General features: G+C 39.0%; 14 protein-coding genes. 5 read left to right on the plus strand and 9 right to left on the minus strand.

All coding sequences use genetic code 11. The features are described 5' to 3' along the window. Positions 1–36: 36 nt before the first annotated feature. The 3 genes from A7967_RS06345 to A7967_RS06355 all read right to left on the minus strand — a co-directional run bounded on the left by A7967_RS06345 (position 37) and on the right by A7967_RS06355 (position 3,469). Positions 37–1,242 (minus strand): hypothetical protein, encoded by a 1,206-nt coding sequence (locus A7967_RS06345; RefSeq protein ID WP_152960572.1) that lies wholly within the window; start codon positions 1,240–1,242, stop codon positions 37–39. Positions 1,243–1,730: 488 nt separating this feature from the next. Continuing rightward, positions 1,731–2,345 carry a response regulator gene (locus A7967_RS06350; protein ID WP_054204020.1) on the minus strand — a complete coding sequence of 205 codons (615 nt, stop codon included), beginning with the start codon at positions 2,343–2,345 and terminating at the stop codon, positions 1,731–1,733. After that, positions 2,345–3,469, minus strand: coding sequence for a sensor histidine kinase (locus tag A7967_RS06355; protein ID WP_064435539.1), 1,125 nt, complete (start codon positions 3,467–3,469; stop codon positions 2,345–2,347). Before A7967_RS06355 ends, A7967_RS06350 begins: the two co-directional genes overlap by 1 nt. A 159-nt stretch (positions 3,470–3,628) precedes the next feature. Here A7967_RS06355 and A7967_RS06360 point away from each other — a divergent pair, with 159 nt between their 5' ends. From A7967_RS06360 to A7967_RS06385, 5 genes are all read left to right on the plus strand, one after another. Further along, complete coding sequence (locus tag A7967_RS06360) at positions 3,629–4,768, plus strand: acyltransferase family protein (protein ID WP_342883178.1); 1,140 nt, start codon at positions 3,629–3,631, stop codon at positions 4,766–4,768. Positions 4,769–5,765: 997 nt separating this feature from the next. After that, positions 5,766–6,776 (plus strand): nuclease-related domain-containing protein, encoded by a 1,011-nt coding sequence (locus tag A7967_RS06370; RefSeq protein WP_064435542.1) that lies wholly within the window; start codon positions 5,766–5,768, stop codon positions 6,774–6,776. Positions 6,777–6,995: 219 nt separating this feature from the next. After that, entirely contained in the window at positions 6,996–7,472 is a 477-nt protein-coding gene (locus tag A7967_RS06375; protein ID WP_064435543.1) for a PD-(D/E)XK nuclease superfamily protein, read from the plus strand. Positions 7,473–7,633: 161 nt separating this feature from the next. Further along, a complete protein-coding gene (locus tag A7967_RS06380) occupies positions 7,634–10,801 on the plus strand; it encodes a DEAD/DEAH box helicase (RefSeq protein ID WP_064435544.1) in 3,168 nt (1,055 codons plus the stop codon). A 193-nt stretch (positions 10,802–10,994) separates the two neighbouring features. Next, positions 10,995–11,804, plus strand: coding sequence for a hypothetical protein (locus A7967_RS06385; RefSeq protein WP_064435545.1), 810 nt, complete (start codon positions 10,995–10,997; stop codon positions 11,802–11,804). A gap of 116 nt (positions 11,805–11,920) precedes the next feature. Here A7967_RS06385 and A7967_RS06390 read toward each other — a convergent pair whose 3' ends face one another. The 6 genes from A7967_RS06390 to A7967_RS06415 all read right to left on the minus strand — a co-directional run bounded on the left by A7967_RS06390 (position 11,921) and on the right by A7967_RS06415 (position 18,214). Then, positions 11,921–14,017 (minus strand): P-loop NTPase family protein, encoded by a 2,097-nt coding sequence (locus A7967_RS06390; RefSeq protein WP_209438559.1) that lies wholly within the window; start codon positions 14,015–14,017, stop codon positions 11,921–11,923. Then, the gene (locus A7967_RS06395) at positions 14,004–14,456 is read right to left on the minus strand and encodes a hypothetical protein (RefSeq protein ID WP_064435547.1); all 453 of its coding nucleotides are present in this window, start codon (positions 14,454–14,456) and stop codon (positions 14,004–14,006) included. The genes A7967_RS06390 and A7967_RS06395 overlap by 14 nt, the downstream gene beginning before the upstream one ends. Further along, a complete protein-coding gene (locus tag A7967_RS06400; RefSeq protein ID WP_064435548.1) occupies positions 14,456–15,373 on the minus strand; it encodes a hypothetical protein in 918 nt (305 codons plus the stop codon). Before A7967_RS06400 ends, A7967_RS06395 begins: the two co-directional genes overlap by 1 nt. 278 nt (positions 15,374–15,651) lie before the next feature. Next, a complete protein-coding gene (locus tag A7967_RS23180; protein WP_082916320.1) occupies positions 15,652–16,176 on the minus strand; it encodes a hypothetical protein in 525 nt (174 codons plus the stop codon). A 332-nt stretch (positions 16,177–16,508) separates the two neighbouring features. Then, a complete protein-coding gene (locus A7967_RS06410; protein WP_082916321.1) occupies positions 16,509–17,615 on the minus strand; it encodes an HNH endonuclease in 1,107 nt (368 codons plus the stop codon). Between the two features lie 5 nt (positions 17,616–17,620). Further along, positions 17,621–18,214, minus strand: coding sequence for a class I SAM-dependent methyltransferase (locus A7967_RS06415; protein ID WP_064435549.1), 594 nt, complete (start codon positions 18,212–18,214; stop codon positions 17,621–17,623). Positions 18,215–18,918 lie beyond the last annotated feature (704 nt).

Consider the following 18,918-nt stretch of genomic DNA (forward strand, 5'->3'; position numbering starts at 1 on the left):
TTAGCACTACGTAAAACCTCACCTACGATAAGCCTGCTACTTATTATACAGGTAAACATTTTTTTCAAACCAATTGAAAAAATCACTGTTTAACATATTTTCCGGATCGAGTAGATCGATAGTATTTTCTTCGTTCACCGTTGAGCAACGCGGCAACATTTCATTATATAAAAACGAAATAAAAGGGTTTTTATCTTTTGGTAAACTACTAAAATACTGCGTATACACAAGGCTCGATGCATACAATATGGCTTCATCTTCTTGCCAAGATTTATTGGGTATAATCAAATCATCCATTACAAAGGGCTGACTCATAGAGCCTGTGCGCTTATCCCACTCATCAATTCGCAAAGAGGCAAGATGTTCGCCACTTTCAGAACGATAAGCAAAATATTGAGCCAGTCCCTCTTGTGCCCAACGCTGCATATACCCAAATTGTACAAAGTTAATGGCATGTACGGCTTCATGTGTAAGGATATCTATAAACAATGTGCGATTTAGGTAACCATTATCATAACGTGGTAAATTAATATAAGCCTGATGAATCCAAGGGATATACACTCCAGGGTTATTTACTGAACTTTCGGCACCATGCTTAACTAACTCATTAAAATATTGCTTATCATTAAGCGTTACTTTTAAATCTATAACACTTTTGGATAAGTTCTCTGGTTCAAACCAATCCATATACTCCTGATAAACAAACAATAAATTTCTGCGCAGTTCCCACTTAAGATCATCAACGAATTGTTCTGAAAAATAGTGTTCAAGTGGCCGATATTCTCCGCGAAATAAAACCGAAATATTAATTTCAAAAAAACCGTAATACCTATTCATATAACGCTTAGAATCTGGGTCGTATATTCTTGTAAATTTAAGCGGCGGGCGCTCCAATAAACTACATAACCGTTTTTGTTCTGATGTAGGGTTAACCGCCAGCCATTGGTGAGGAGTATGCTCTATATGCGGGGGAGCTTCATGCTTTATAGTGTCAATGTTACGCCGTAAACGCTTTTCAACGTGCTCAGGTTTTATTTTATTCACGATCGGGGCCGCTGCTGGCTTAAAACCCTCATAATTTACATACACATTTTCCACAAGTGCTTCAATTGGCTCTGCATATACTCGCGTGTCTTGTGAATCAAACGAGTTAATAAATAAATTAACTCCCACAACCAAAATTAACACCGCCAAAAGTACTAAAAAAATGACCTTCGACCTACCCGCCTGTCTTTTATACACTTACACCTCTTAAACAATACTTGCAGAAAGCGACGAAGGCTTTTTTTGCATCACCAAATCTCTTAAAATAAAAACAGTGTAGCGAGTTTAAATACAATAAAGTACTCAAAAGAGGTCTAATCAGTTACTAGGCATCGAATTGGGGTTGTTAACGAGTGAAAACAAAACCCGTAGGCGGGAGTTTACCTCGCGCTGTTTTACATTTTATGGTGCTTTATTTGCGCGGCGTAAAGCCCCGCGATTTTGTAGGTCGTGCTTTAGCGCGACAATAAATACACAAAGCAATAATCGCAGCTAAAGCTCGCTCCTACCAACAAACCCATGAACTAACCAAATATCGTAGGAACCCGCTTTAGCTGTGATTTTTGTAGAGCTAGTTGATGAACAATAAACCAAACCCGTAGGCGGGAGTTTACCTCGCGCTGTTTACATTTTATGGTGCTTTATTTGCGCGGCGTAAAGCCCCGCCCACAACAAATTAATGGTCTTTAAATTAAATTTTGATTAATCGCTTTTATTACCGCTTGGGTTCTATCTTTTACATTCAGCTTGGCTAGAACTTGCGACACATGGTTACGAATTGTTCCTTCAGAGTTATCCAACCTATTAGCAATCACTTTATTCGACATTCCCAAAGACATACACTGCAGCACAACTTGCTCTTTTGCCGTTAAACATTGTTGGGGTGTTAACTGTTGTTGTAATAAATAATCAGTCACTGCACTTTGCAGCACACGTTTACCCGCAATAACACGTTTAATCGCATCTATTAATTCTTCAAGCTCTATATTTTTAAGAACATAACCACGCGCGCCCAAATTTATAGCTTTAACTAATACGTCACAATCCTCAAAGGTAGTAATTATTAGTACCGGCGTGTTGTTTAAGCTTTCACGCATTTTCTCAAGAACACCGAGTCCATCAAGGTTTGGCATTCGCATATCTAACAGCACAATATCAAAGCTACGCTGCGTTAATTGAGTAATAGCCTGTAAACCATCCTCAGCATGGCCATCAATAAATATATCCTCATCTAAATTAAGTAAATTAGCTAAACCAAGGCGAACTAAAGTCTGATCTTCTACTAGTAGGCACTTAATCATTATTCGTCTCTATTAAAAATCAGTGGCAAAGCAATAGTATTTATAAGCACACCTTGCTCAATATACTGGGTAAAATCGCCATTATATTGCGCCATGCGCTCCTTTAATCCAGCTAAACCATTACCTTGTTTTGGTAACTCTGTTTCTGGTTGGTTGTTGTATGCCTGTGCGATAAGCTGTGTTTGTTGATCAATATGAGTGACCTTTGCACTCAATGTTATATGGTTTGCTTGTGTATGTTTAAGCGTATTACTGATCATTTCTTGGCAAAAGCGTAGCACACATAAGCCATAATCTTGGGGTAATTGTTCTGTTTGTGTATCAAGCTGTAAATCACATTGTAAGTTAGGGGTTAGCGCACAGAGGGCTTCGAGCGCATTTTTTAATATGGTTTTATTATTACGTTGGGTCGATACGATTTCTCGTACCTCTTCTAGTACTTCTTGGCTTAATTGATGACAACGAGTCAACGTTTCGACAGTTTCAGGGTTGGCTGTTCGTTTAGCAAAATCTAAGTTAATACTCAGCGCAGTGAGCTTATGACCCAAAGAGTCATGTAATTCTCGTGAAATGTTCTGACGTTCCTGCGCAGCACTCATCGCTCCCATCATTTGTTGCGTAGCTTTGAGTTCTTTATAGTTTTGTCGCGATTGATAATGCATATTAAGACTCTCCACAATACGCCTACTTACAAACCAATTCATCACACAAAAGAAAAACCATACTACAAACGTCACCCAGGGCACACTCGCTTCCCAGCGCGTATAATGTGTTGCGCCATATACAACCATGGCGCTCACCACTGCACACAGTATTTTAGGTAATGAAAAGTGAGGACTGAAAGTTGCCGTAAACATCACTAAATGCAAAAACACGAGCGAAGTCGACGTAAGTTGCATGAGTCCCAAGGTCAGCAAAAAATAAGTTAACGCAATTATATAAACGTGTTTATTTGGCTGCTTTAAAACATAAAATAGCAGTGCCAAAATAGCACCACTCACACCACCTTGTAGCAACAAAGCAAGTTCAGAGTTAGCATAATATGCGCAGGCTGAGGTTACCCCCAACCAAGAGGCCAACGTTGAAAAACGCCAATCTGTTGTATGCCGTATATTTGGAACCATTGAATAACCCACATTTTTTACTAATTATTACAGAATCAAAAAGTTAAGAACAGTGACATATGTCATAGCCCAAGCTATGAGGTTTGTGACTAGAGGGCTCAAGATACAATCACGTATGCTTTTAATACGAACTACACCACCCGAGCACTTAAAATGAATATGAATAATAGACTACATTACATTGATAATTTACGTAGCCTAGCGCTATTACTAGGTATTGTATTTCACGCAGCGCTGGCATACAGCCCCTTTTTTAGTAATCTTTGGTTCACAGCCGATCCAAATACACATTTCATCTTTGATTATATATCGCATGCATTACACTTATTTCGTATGCCACTCTTTTTTATTATTGCAGGTTTTTGCAGCGCCCTGCTTATAGATAAATCTAATACTAATCAATTTTTACGTCATCGAGCTAAACACATACTGTTGCCCTTTATGATCTTTTTGCCTTTAAGCTTTGCCATTTACTATCATGCCCTTAGCTTTGGTGCGAGTATTGCTAAACCAACGCCGCCCATTTTTGCTGTTTTTCAGGTCATTAAAGAGCCTGTAATCAGCACAATGCATTTATGGTTTTTGTGGAATCTATTTCAGTTTTGCGTCATCTTTTGGCTACTAAATAAGAGTAAGTTAGTAAGCAATAAGCTCGATAACTTCATAACTCACCCCGTATTTTTATATTGTATGCTACCCATTTTATTAACAGTCTCATTAATTGCACAGCCGATACCATTCCCAGCCCCCGATAAACTCACGCCTCAGCTTTGGTCATATGGCTTTTACGGCAGCCTTTACTTGGTCGGTGCAAGCCTTTTTAAAAAGCAAAACCTACTTTCAACGTATCAAAACTATATATGGCCTCTATCAGGAATAGCCACAATATCTATTGCGGCTTATTTTTATCTACTTCCAGCAGCGCCTACACTTGAAATGGTTATAACCGCCGCCTCCGCCGGAAAATTCACCCCAACAGGCCATCAACACTTTTTGCATGTAATGGTACAAACGAGCTGTATTTTATCGTTGACCGCAGTGTCTATTTTACTCGGCCACCGCTTTTTAAATAATGCAAATCGCGTAAGTCGCGCCATTTCCGATGCTTCGTATTGGGTTTATTTAATCCACGTACCAGTACTTATTTATATTCAAATGCCACTGATCAACACCGCACTCCCCGCACTGAGTAAATTTATTATTTCCGTATTCTTAACCTTATTGATTGGCCAAGTAAGTTACTTGCTATTAGTAAAAAGAACATGGCTTGGCTTATTACTCAATGGCAAAAAGCATTAAAGGAAAGCTACCCAGTTTATAAGTTGTGCATTAGCTTTATTTGCGCGGCATAAAGCCCCACGCTTTTGTAGGTCGTGCTTTAGCGCGACAATAACAATAAATGCTAAAGCAATCATCGCAGCTAAAACTCGCTCCTACCAACAAACCCATGAACTAACCAAATATCGTAGGAACCAGCTTTAGCTGTGATTGTTTGTAGAGCTACTGAAAAATAAACCAAACCCGTAGGCAGGAGCTTACCTCGCGCTGTTTGCATTTTATGGTGCTTTAATTTGCGCGGCATTAAAAAGCCCCGCCTACGACAAATCCTAGCACTTTTGTAGGTCGTGCTTTAGCGCGACAATAAATACACAAAGCAATAATCGCAGCTAAAACTCGCTCCTACCAACAAACCCATGAACTAACCAAATATCGTAGGAACCAGCTTTAGCTGTGATTGTTTGTAGAGTTACTGAAAAATAAACCAAACCCGTAGGCGGGAATTTACCTCGCGCTGTTTGCATTTTATGGTGCTTTAATTTGCACGGCATAAAGCCCCGCCTACGACAAATATAAATACCCATAGCTGATAGTTCACCTCGGCTTTGTAGGTCGTGCTTTAGCGCGACAATAAATGCTAAAGCAATCATCGCAGCTAAAACTCGATCCTACCAACAAACCCATGAACTAACCAAATATCGTAGGAACCAGCTTTAGCTGTGATTTTTGTAGAGCTAGTTGATGAACAATAAACCAAACCTGTAGGCGGGAATTTACCTCGCGCAGGTTTGCGTTTTATGACATTTAAATTTGCGCGGCGTAAAGCCCCGCCTACAAAATTTAAACACCCGTAGCAGCGGGTTTACCCCGCGATTTTGTAGGTCGTGCTTTAGCGCGACAATGTTTGCGCTTACCCTTAAATATGCTGACATATTTTGAAGCAAATCAATCAGACCAGTATTTTTATTAGGTACTTCAATGTTATTCTATGCAAATACATGATTGAAAAGGACTCCTCATGATTTTAAAAGATAAAACCCTCATAACTTCTACTTCACCCAAAATACAAGCTGGCCAAAAACAAGAGCTCGATGTAGCATTTTATCTGCGTCGCGCGTTTAAAAATCATCCACAAGTTTTTGTATTTAACGATGTAAAATTCAAACATAATGGTGAAACCGCACAAGTAGACCACTTAATCGCTTACACCTATGGTTTTATACTTATTGAATCTAAAAGCATCACCGGGGAAGTCTCTATTAATGAACATCAAGAATGGAGTCGTAGTTACCGTGGTCAATGGCAAGGCATGCCATCGCCAATCAAACAAGTTGAGTTACAGCAAGCGTTATTAAAAGGCCTGATGAGAGACAATGCCCCACAACTGCTCCCAAAAATATTTGGCAAAATACAGCAAAACTTTGGTGGTCGCGAATGGCATAGCATTTGTGCCATATCTAGTAATGCAATTATCCAACGCAACAAAGCCCCACAAGATATTGCTACTCGGCTTGTAAAATCAGAGTTTATTGCCGATAAATTGCTTGAGATAATGAAACTGCCAGCATCAATACCTAATGCTTTACACCTTTTTTCAAAAAATACACGTCCATGGTTTAGTGAAGAAAGCTTAGCCAGAATTTGCCAATTTATTTTAGACCAAAACATATTATCCCCCGCACACGTAGAGCCTAAAATATTGGCAGAAGAGCTCAACGAACCAACCCCAATTTATCAAGAAAAACCCATACAGATTGAACCAACGTTTACTCCGCCAATCCCTGCGGAGCAATCGTGTACAATTAACCAAATAGATTTGGCCTGTAAAAAATGTGGCAATAAAACAGACCTTCAACCCCGCTCAGGCCGATACGGATACTTTGCCACCTGCGGCAATTGCAAAACAAACACACCAATGAAAACGCCCTGCCCTCAATGTAGCAGCACCAATACCAAAGTGAGCAAACGCAAAGAGTCTTACTCATTAGTCTGTGGGGAATGTGAAAGTACAGCGCCTATTAAAGTTTGATGGTCAATGTAGGCGGGAGTTTACCTCGCGCGGGTTTACCCCGCGATTTTGTAGGTCGTGCTTTAGCGCGACAATAAATGCTAAAGCAATCATCGCAGCAAAGCTCACTCCTACCAACAACCCATGAACTAACCAAATATATGTCATATTGAAAAACTACCTTTTCTTTGTACCTTTTATTTAGTATGTTAATTGTTCAATTAAAAGGAGAATAATTACATGGATGGTCAATTACCATTATTTGATGAAATACCCGATAAAAACGAGCAAACGGGATCACCGCAAGAATCAAACCGTAAGTTTTGTACCGAGCTTGAAGAAGATCTAACCTTAATAGGCTTTCTTGAGTGTCACGACACTCAACCTCAACCACAAAAGTATATAAAGCGTGCAGCCTACCAAGATATGTACGGCAGTACACGCCATAGTACCTTTTTAATACATCATAAAATCAAAGGGCTGTTAAGAGTTGAAGCCCATCGACAAGTACAAAGTGGCTCAGTTGATCAAAAATTTCCATTCTTTTATGAGTCATTAAATAATGCACCAGAAGAAACGGTGGTTATTGTTTTCGATGGAAAGGGCTATAAAAAAGAGGCTTTTGATTGGTTGTTAAATCAAACTGAAATACAAACAAATAAAATGTTTAAGGTGTTCGCTTCCAAAGACGAGTTCCTTAACTATTTGACGGGTTAGTATACAACTCTAACCCCGCATATTGTTTTTAATTTCAAATACCCTAAATATCACATGGCGACTAGAGTGCTTTTACAGCACTCCCCAATTCACTCTCACTTATTGCTTGTTTACATTGCATTTTTTAGTAAACTGAATGTTCGCAAACAGGGAGCGCTTTAATGCAGCAAATTGGTATTTACGAGCAGTTAATTACGCAAGTAATCAAGCAGAACTTAAATCGCGATCAATTTTACGTGGGCGAGCGCCAACTAGAATCGGCAGAGGCTGCAACGTGGCTTTCGCGCTTTTTAGGCAAGCTTGTTGCACATGCAATTGATGCAATCCCGAATTCAGACGAGCGTTTGCAGGAGCAAATAAACCTAGCAAATAGCCTTGTGCTGTGGCTTAAAGATCATATTCGCGATGATGAACTGATCAACGAAAACCTCATCGACAGCCAAGGCCGCATCCTTACCGCATTGTTTAATACTCAAAATCCCATTGCTGCAAATCTTAAAGATTACTCCAAAGATATATTCCCGCTAACAGGGCTTACCCAAAGCGAATTATTTAGCGGCGCGAATGCGGGGATCTCACTCGAAACCGAGCTAAAGCGTGAAATAAAATCTGCCGATACGATTTACTGGCTTGTCTCATTTATAAAATGGACGGGGCTGCGCATATTTAAAAATGAACTGGAAGCGTTTACCAAGAGTGGCAATAAACTCAAAGTAATTACCACCTCGTACATGGGTGCAACAGATGCTAAAGCGGTTGAGTTTTTAGCAAACTTGCCAAATACCGAGGTAAAGCTGAGTTACAACAATCAGCAAGAGCGCTTACACGCAAAATCTTACTTGTTTATGCGTAATACGGGTTTTCATACCGGTTATATTGGCTCGTCTAATTTATCGCATTCGGCGCTTACCAGCGGCCTTGAGTGGAACTTAAAAATTACCGCGCAAGAAATTCCGCACATCATAGCTAAAACCAAAAGTACCTTTGAAACCTATTGGCAGTCGCCAGATTTCGAGCTGTTTACTGGCAAAGTTGAATGTAAAGAAAAGCTCATTAATTCACTTAATGAGCAACGCGGTGTTGGCCAAGCAAGCAGCCAGTTTTATTTTGATATAACACCAAAAACGCACCAGCTCGCTATTTTAGAAAAACTAAGCGTTGAACGTAGCGTGCATAACCGCTTTAAAAATTTAGTGGTTGCTGCAACGGGCACGGGTAAAACCATTATATCGGCGTTCGACTTTAAAACCGTTTACGATAAAAACCCAAACGCACACTTTTTGTTTGTTGCCCACCGCGAAGAAATACTCAAACAAGCGCAAAGTGCTTACCGTGGCGTGCTTAAAAATAACGACTTTGGTGAGCTTTGGGTAGGTAACTACAAACCACAACGATACAACCAATTATTTGCATCAATCCAAACGCTTAATAGTCAAATTGAATCGTTCAATTTAACGCATGATTACTACGACTACATTGTGATAGATGAAGTACATCACGTAAGCGCCGCCAGTTATCGCGCTATACTAAATCACTTTACGCCCATAATATTACTTGGCTTAACTGCTACACCAGAGCGACAAGATGGCGCCGATATACTTGCTGATTTTTGTGGCGTAATAGCCGCTGAAATTCGCTTACCCGAGGCAATAAATCAGCGCCATTTATGCCCTTTTCAATATTTTGGATTGGATGACGAGACCGACCTAAGCCAAGTAACATGGCGAGGCGGCCGTTACGATATAACCGAGCTAAGTAATCTTTATACAGGGGAAAACAACCGCGCTAACAAAATTATATCTAGCCTTGCTGATATAGTGACTAACGTTCACAATATTAAAGCGCTAGCATTTTGCGTAAGCCAAAAACACGCAGAGTTTATGGCGTCTAAATTTAACTTAGCGGGCATAAACGCCGATGTGCTTACTAGTAAAAACACTAATGAGCGTGCGGCCAAGCAACAAGCACTGCCCCAAGGCGAGATACAAATACTCTGCGTGGTTGATATTTTTAACGAAGGGGTCGATATTCCAGAGGTCGATACTCTGTTATTTTTACGCCCCACCGAAAGCCTAACGCTGTTTTTACAGCAACTCGGCCGTGGCCTGCGCCTGCCCGATAATAGCCGCTCTTTAAATAGTTCAAAGCAATGCTGTACCGTGCTCGACTTTGTAGGAAATGCCCGTCCAGAATACGACTTTGCCAGTAAATTCCGCGCACTCATTGGTAAAAGCAATCAGCCAATAAAAACCGAGATTGAAAACAACTTCCCGCATTTACCGCTGGGTTGCCGCATAGAGCTACAAAAGCGCACACAACAAACAATACTAAAAAATATTCAGCAAGCCATAAACACTAAACGCCGTTTACAACAGCTGATAAATAGCTATTCGCAACACACTAATGACGCGCTAGCGCTAAGTAACTTTTTACGTATAAACCCGCAAGTCACGCTTGAAGATATATACAAACCAAAAGACGGTAGGCTCGGCGGCTGGCAATGGTTAAAAGGCGATGACATACCCGCAGAGCAAGCCGACATTTACGCCGCGTATTACCGCGCTATAAACACCCAATTACTCGGCTGCGACTCGCTCAGTTACTTATGCTTTTTACGTGATTTATGTAACAACGACTTTAGCTTTACCCCAACAGCGCAAAACCAACAGAACGCGCTTATGGCGCATTACAACTTTTGGGATAACACAGGCACAAGTTTAGGGTTTAAAACCCTCAAACAGAGCTTACAGGCACTTAAACACAAAGAACTACAGCACGAACTTGCCCAAGTGATCGCGCTGTTAATAAACCGCATTCACCAGCAAGAAAGCGATTTAGTGTGCTTACCTAATCATGCAATAAAATTACACAGCCGCTATACACGCCAACAAATACTCGCAGCATTTGGCGCACACACGTTTGATAAAAAATCGACCGCTCGCGAAGGCGTTTTAGAATTTAAAAATCAAAACATAGAGCTATTATTTGTAACACTCAACAAGTGCGAAAAAACCTACTCGGCCACCACGCTGTATCACGACTATGCAATCAGCCCCACCCTGTTCCACTGGCAAACGCAAAACAGCGCCCGCCCAGAACACGGCCGCGGCCTAAGCTATATTCAGCACCAACAAACTGGCAAAACCATCCTGCTATTTGTGCGCGAACAAGGCAAAGACGAAAACGGCCGAACCATGGGGTTTGTAAACTACGGCGAGGTTAAATACCAAAGCCATAATGGCAGCCAGCCGATGAATATAACGTGGGAATTAACCAACCCCATGCCAAGTGAAATGTGGCATGAGGCAGGGAAGTTGGCGGTTGGATGATTGGATGATTAGATGATTAGATGATTAGATGATTAGATGATTAGATGATTAGATGATTAGATGATTAGATGATTAGATGATTAGATGATTAGATGATTAGATGATTAGATGATTAGATGATTAGATGATTCATAAAAAATAATTTTTGCACCTAAAATCATGAAATACAATAACAAAATTTAAAGGCTCTCAAATGAGAATATTTCAAAATGTTAAAAATTGGCTAATAAAACACCTTCCTGTGGAAGAAGATATTGCATTACACGAAAACAGCTCATTCCATAAGTGGGTCGGTTACCCACTACTAATAATATTTATATTCGCTATTTTCATTACCTTTGACCTGTACCAGAAAGGGATATACAGCTTAAATAAGGATCTACTCATAACTACAGAAACTCTAAGTGATTTTGCTAAATTTTACGCATTCCCAATAACAGCTTTAACAATACCCTTAACGTTAGGTGTTATGTTTAACCGGTTTCATTCATCAAAGCAAAAAGCCAAAAGCAACCGTTTGATTGAACAGAATAATCTTGTTAATAACTACTTTTCACACTTTAGTAACTTCAATAGTTATACTGATACCCTTGAAGTTAAATATAAATCAGTAGGACTTAAGCTATCAGCTCAACGACTGTATCGTATCCTATTTCAAAATTGTAACCTTTTGAAGTTCGACGCGACAGTACAGAAAGATTGTATTGATATTATTATTGATTCAGCTTTTGTTGAACTTGAGAAGTATAGAAATCATATCCTTATAAATAACCACTACACAGTTGAAAAAGAAGTTATCGAGGGTCTTGAGTTACTTTGGTCAACTAGAAAAGACTCTCAAATTTATGAATATTTGAAAGAATTAAAATTAATAATTATAGATCTGCTCAACTTTCATGGAATCATAAATAGTAAAGAAATTGAAAAGTACTTTTATACGAAATATGAAAAAAACATGGAAAAAAACTTTATGACTGACAACCTCTCCGGTGATTCATGTTAATTAAAATGAGAAAAAATCAATCTTATTAACGAGTAATTACAATATTTCCTATTTTCATAATGAGAATTAAAAAAATAGAAAACATTGTAAGTACTAATAATTTAAATATAGCCAATCTATAATTTGGTAATAATTTTTCGTGGCAAACGTTTAATAACGAAACTACTAGTTTCTAAACCAGCAATAGATACTGCATAATTATCATCATTTTCATCAAAAGACGCAACAATGATACTTTGCAAGCCTTTAATTGTAGATAAAGTCTTGAGTAACTGGTTTACACTTTTTGTACTCATTGAGTGCTGCGCTGGTTCATCGAATAAGATTAAACCGGGATGATTACCGCCAGTTTTAGTTGATGTTTTATACAAAGCAATCAAATACGACCAAATAAGCCTTACAAAATCACTAGCAGAAGAGTCCGACTTAATATCAGTATTACTAGCAGATTTTTTTTCTTTTAATTCTGATGGCGTATCAACTTGCTCTCTTAATTCTAAATCCTTCAAATAAGGAAGTAGAGTCTGAGGTTTAACTTCAATCTCATCAACTACAGCACTACGATAGCCAAACGTTCTTGCTAATGTCTTAAATTCATAGGAAAAACCTCTGATTTTAGACATATCATCAGAAGAAAAACTAGACTTTGACAATTCTAAAATAGAAGCATTTAACTCTTTGTATTGAGCTGATAATTTAACCAAACTTTGAATGCTTTTTTCTAGCATTTCTTCAAGCTTATTTAGTTCTTCTAGACGATTTTCAATATTAATTTTTCGTCTGATATCTGCTTCTTTAATATTTGTAGTTGATTTTATATCACGTTTTAAGGAAGCAAGTTCTTTACTGGTTTTTACTAATTCTTTATTTATAGTTAAGAGCTGCCCTTGATCCCTTTCAATATTTTTATTCAACCCTCCCAGTAGAGAGTTAATCATTTTTTTTTGGTTACTTAAATGAACAATATTATCTTGGAGCGACATTGGCATTGCCATACTATCAGGTGATATTAAGATATCATCAATAGGGTTTAAACATGTGTGGCACTTACCTTTAGCAAAATCTAACTCGGTTTCATCAGCACCAAATTTTACTAATTTTTCAGTTAACTTATTAGATCTCAAATCATCTTCTATGCTCGCCAAGTTCTCAATATACTGACCACGTTGAGACTCATTTATCTTAATTTGGCTGGAGCACATGCTTTGCATGGTTAACAATTCATCAACCCTATTCTGAGCTAATTCAATTTCCTTTATCAAGTTTGATGACTCTCCTGAAAATTGAGATACTTCATTTTGAATTATTTCTTGCATTCCATTTTGTAACCCTTTCTTTACTAGTTCAAATGATTGAGCCTCTGTTCCGTTCCTTTCTGTAATAAAAACTAATCTGGGGTCAAAATCTATAGATGGGGTTTTACTCAACCCAGATACAGATAAATACTTACTCTCTGTTGATATTTTAACTTCGCTCACTAACTCAGACCATAAAGTCATAATTTTTGAACGTTTGGATTGCAGCTCATTTAAATCCTTTGCATTCCTAAAAACATCTAAGTCTAGTAAAAATCCCGCAACTTTCTCTCTCATAGCGCTTATTCCATAATATGGAATATTAGCTATATAATCAGTCCAACCACGCTTCTGTTCAACTAAGATAGCTGAAAAAACAGATTGTAAATAAAGCTTTGCTTCTTTGCCTTTATTATCAGATATTCTTGGTAAATTTAATCCTAAGAACTTCTCTAAATATGCAAAAAAACCTTTTTCCTCATCTTGTGCTGATCCTCCATCATGCAAAAATGTATATTTACTTTTTAGAGTATCAATAGAGGGCTTAGTTAAATATGCTCCCTCAATAATCTGTACTAATTTATTGTCCACTTCGTTAGATTTAATAGCACGCTTTAAAGTAATGACTTTACCTAATTGGTTCTCTAACTCTAAATAAACGGTTGAGCCAATTATGCTCTTATTATCACCATTCAGATCAAATCTATCTTTGAGCGCATAGGGTAATGATGCACTTCCTTTAGAGCCTATAATTTCCTCCATACCAAGTGAGTAAATTAGAGAGTTTACGAGTGTACTTTTACCCGAAGAGTTATCTCCACGAATAATATTCAGCCCTGAGCTAAACGGGATCCGGTATCCATATTCTTGATTGTCTGTAGCCGTTAAAGTTACAAATAACTGATTAAATTTCATCATTCCACCTTTTAGCTGTCTGCTGTACCATCGTCTCTGTTATTTTTTTATTTATGATTTTTAAATCATTAGTTTCACTATCAAATAATTCAAGCAGCCCAACGCCTGCAATGAAAGTTTCAGCCTTCTCAGTTAATTGATATGAACCATTTGATTTTCTAGATAGTAGGCTTTCTGCAGTAGCAAAGCTGAGAGCCATATTTAATGAAGGGTCAATACCCCAAACACCTAGTAATAACTCTTTCTTTTCTGCGGAAATTTTAAGCGCTTTCAATCGTTCAGGTTCTAGCATCGCCCAATTGAATAAATGAAGTTTGAGTAAACTTCCTTTATTCCCACTACAACAAATTTTAAGAATTAGAAGGATTTTGCCAACTTTGTACATTGGCCTTAATTCAGGAATTACCGATGATTTTTTCCGGTTAAACATGAGCTTACTCATTATTCAATCCTCATAGGGCACTCAGCGATCCACTTAGCCACCATATGCTTGGTAATAGATACTAAGTCTTCATGCTCAATCTTAGAAATATGACAGCAATTATTGAATCGAGCTATTAATTTTTCTTCTACTTTTGTAATAAGTTTTTGCGGGCTATCTTCCCAAGTAATAGACAACTCCTCCACTTCACTTTCAAAGTTATTAACTAACTTTGCTATACGCTCATAAAGCTCTTGTGACTGATTAAAAATACGTCTTAATATCTCGTACCCATCTAAATAGTTTTTTTTAGTCAACTCATTTAGTTTGTCGTGGTTCTTAGGTTTATAAATCTCATTAATAACACTTCGAATTTTATTTTTTTCGCAGATATTATCATCGTACTCAGTCGTTAATTCAGGCTCAGTTATTTTTTCACCTGTGCTGTTGGAAAAACAGAGTTGTTCACCACCAATCATTTGAAGCTGTCTTATATCATGAATATAGAAATTAAGATCTTTTATCAAAATTTGAAAATCGTCCGAAATAAATTCAAGCTTTTTTTCTTTGACATTCTTTTCTTGAATACGTGCATGAGCATGAACCTCATGCTTAGCTATTCTTGGAGTGATAAATATCCACTGCCGGATTATACAATCTCCTAAATGCTTCACTAACTCTTTTTCATTTATAGAAAGCTTGCCTATGTCTTTAGTTATTTTATCTCTCTGCTTTTGATAAAGCGTTTTAGTATCATAATCTTCATTAGGGCAATAACATTGAATAGCGATGCCATCCAATAGCACAACCCCTTCAATACCAAGATCTCCTGGTGAAGCAATCATTTCTTGATAAGTGTCATATTTTTTCTTAAAAACTAACTGAATAAGACTTTCCCAGCTATTTCCATCTAATGGACCGATATCAGTTTGAATCATATGCTCCAAGCTCTTTAATTAATTGCAAAAAAATTATTCCTCAACTTCCCCGTGATCACACCCGAAAGTTATCAATTGATGAGTAATCACTTGCATGGATGCAAGTTAAGCCGTGACTGGCACATGGATGTGCCTTACACGGCGCTTACGTTCACATCAATTTTTAACTTGAGGAAACAGTGTGATCCTCGGGTGCGCCGAGAGAGTCCAGAGAGAGGTCGGCGGCAGCCTCTCTTTGGTTGCCATCGCCAACGCGATAAAACCTCGAATAGAGGTTTTTATCTTGTTCTGGCTAGGTAATGTATTACCCACACAATGATCCAAAGGCCGCCTGTAATCAAGGAAAGTACAAAATGTAATAAATGCGGAAATGCTTTTGGCTCAGTAACAGCTACTGCTGCAGAAGATGAATTCATAAAGACATTATTAACATTTTTTGACTCATCCGCAGCTCTAAGCACTACATCTAGTATTTCACCGCAATGCTTACATTTTTTTGCTGTGTCTTTAATAGATTCGGAGCAAAATGGACACTCTTTTTCAAAAGTACACGACTCTTTGAGTTCAACTTTTTCTGTTTTCTTACTTGTTGGACTAACTGTGATTTCAGTAAAACTCTTACCATTTTCGACCTGTAGTTTCACCTTATCATAGAACCTTTTACAACTCGGGCATTGTTTAATTTTAACTCCATGCTCTAGTTCAACAATAAATCCACAAGCTAAACATTCATACTCTTCCATTTGATTCCCAACCATTAAAAAAAATAACCACCAATCTACCAACACACTCCAACTCACCATGATCACACCCGAAAGTTATAAATTGATGAGTAATCACTTGCATGGATGCAAGTTAAGCCGTGACTTCGCCATTGATGGCGAATACACGGCGCTTACGTTCACATCAATTTTTAACTTGAGGATACAGTGTGATCCTCGGGCCGCCCCTTGGTTGCCGCCAGCAATCTGGCAAAAACCTCGAATAGAGGTTTTTAATCCCTTACCCTCACTAAACCCTAAATAATTCACGGCTAAAGCCAGTTCCTACAAAAACAGAAGCGCGAGATAAACTACCGCCTACGGCACAACCTACAATTTAAAAGCGCGAGGTAAACACCCGCCTACAGTAAGACCTACGCGTCATACCTTGGCTTTTCTTCTGCCACTAAATCAAGCTCGGCACTTGGCTGCTCTTTGTTATGCAGGTATAAACCAACACTAGCGGCTTGTTCAAAACTGTCTTTCGCTAACCATAACTTCGCGCTGTTCGCTTGTGCTACCTGATACGCCCAATCACTTACAGAGCGTGACTTATCTGCATCGCAATTAAAGTAATCACTGAGTTCACGGGTTAAATGCTGGCTATTCAAAACAAGATTTTGTTCTTGCCAACGTTCGCGGTGCAGCTGCGCGGCTAAAAAGTCGCGTTTGCTGTTATTACACGTACTGTGCGCGGCCACAAAGTTGTGGCCTAAGTCGTTCGCATAGCGGGCAAACGGTATAAAATGATCAACCTCGGTTTTACTATTCAACGGCTTTTGGCAATAAAAGCAATTGCCGTGTTGTAACTCAATTAACACAGGTTTAGCTTTACTCAGTGCATTACGGTCAAAGCCGAATAAAAAGTCGTGCAGTTGGCTTTGCGGGCCGATTAACGCTTGGTTATGTTTAATACTCTGAATTTTTTGCAGCCACGCGTTTTTAGCCAAGTACACCACTAAATCGTAAAAGCGCCTAAAGCAACTGGCGATGCCCGCATTTAAGGTGATGTATTGTGTGCTGTTGGTATGCGGGTATAAAAAGCACTCGGCTTGTTTTGCTAGTATTTGTAAGCGCCACAGCGGGCCACTTTTAAGTGTGGCCATTGCTGCGTTAAATGTTGGCTTATACAAAGGGCTTTCTTTTAATGCACGTAAATTACGAATGTTGTTTTGTTGGCACTCATACAACACCGATATCACTTTAGATTGCGCGCCACTGTTTTGCTTTAGTAAGGCGCTTTCGCCTGTTTGATCTGACGCAAACGGTACGGCATGGTGCCAATAAAGCTCAATAAGTTTGTCGGCCAAGGTGGCTAACTCTATTTTAAGTGCAGCTTGATCGGATTTAAGCGGCTGCTCTACACATACATCGGCCAACGCGTGCAGTAATGCAAATTTATAGGTTGCACTAAAATCACCTTCAATCAGCATGCGTTGAATATAAGCAATAAAGTCGAGTTGCTGCTGCATGGCTTTCATAAACTTTAAGGCTCTTTTCGTATTATGGCGTTAAGCCATTGTTCGTGACCGCGCTCTGTACGTTGATCGCCAGTGATCCAGTGTTTACTTATGCAAAGCGATGGCTGTGCGCTAATAATGTGCTGTAAACCATGCTTAGTTAAATCTGTAAACTCGCGGCCATTGTGTATTCGCTCTGTATCACCATATTTAAACGACACATACAAAATACCATTGGCTTTTAAGGCCGTTGCGAGCTTGGTAAATACCGTTGAAAGTTCGCTCTTTGGCACATGTAACAGGCTTGCACAACACCAAATACCATCATAAATATTGGTGTCATCAATTTGCATAAAGGTTTTATGAATAACAGGTTGAGCAATATAGTTAGTGGCAAATTCAACAAGCTCTTTGCTTGCGTCTATTGCGGTAACGGTAAAACCCTGCTCTATAAAGTGTTTTGTATCGCGGCCAGTGCCACAGCCGGCATCTAAAATAAGCGCATGTTTGGGGAGTAAAGGTGTAAATTCAGCATACAACGCAGACATATCTACATTTAACGACGAGGCTATAAAATCTTTGCTGTGCTGATTGTAATAGTCGATGCTGTTAACTGACATTGCTCTACCGCTCCATGGCAAAAATCAATACAAAAGAATGAGTTACTGAGTGTTTTTTAGTTAAAAATTAATGTACCTGAATAACCACTAAAAATATAGGCTTTTACGACTAATAGATTAATTACTTTAACCTACGAGTGAAGCCTGTTCCTACGATATGGGGTAGGTTGCTGGTAGGCGCGAGCTTTTTGGTATTTATTTTCGCGCTAAAGCACGACCTACAATTTAAAAGCGCGAGGTAAACTCACGCCTATGGGCAAACCATCACGGCTGAAGCCTGTTCCTACGATATGGGGGAAATTGCTGGTAGGAGCGAGCTTTAGCCGCGATTGTTACTTTTGGTATTTATTTTCGCGCTAAAGCACGACCTACGATTTAAAAGCGCGAGGTAAACTCCCGCCTACGGGCAAACCATCACGGCTGAAGCCTGTTCCTACGATGTGGGGGAAATTGCAGGTAGGAGCGAGCTTTAGCCGCGATTGTTACTTTTGGTATTTATTGTCGCGCTAAAGCACGAGCTACAATTTAAAAGCGCGAGGTAAACTCCCGCCTACGGGTAAACCATCACGGCTGAAGCCTGTTCCTACGATATGGGGTAGGTTGCTGGTAGGCGCGAGCTTTTTAGTATTTATTTTCGCGCTAAAGCACGACCTACAATTTAAAAGCGCGGGGTAAACTCACGCCTACGGGCAAACCATCACGGC

The sequence above is a fragment of the Pseudoalteromonas neustonica genome (assembly GCF_001653135.1).
Classification (GTDB): Bacteria; Pseudomonadota; Gammaproteobacteria; order Enterobacterales; family Alteromonadaceae; genus Pseudoalteromonas; species Pseudoalteromonas neustonica.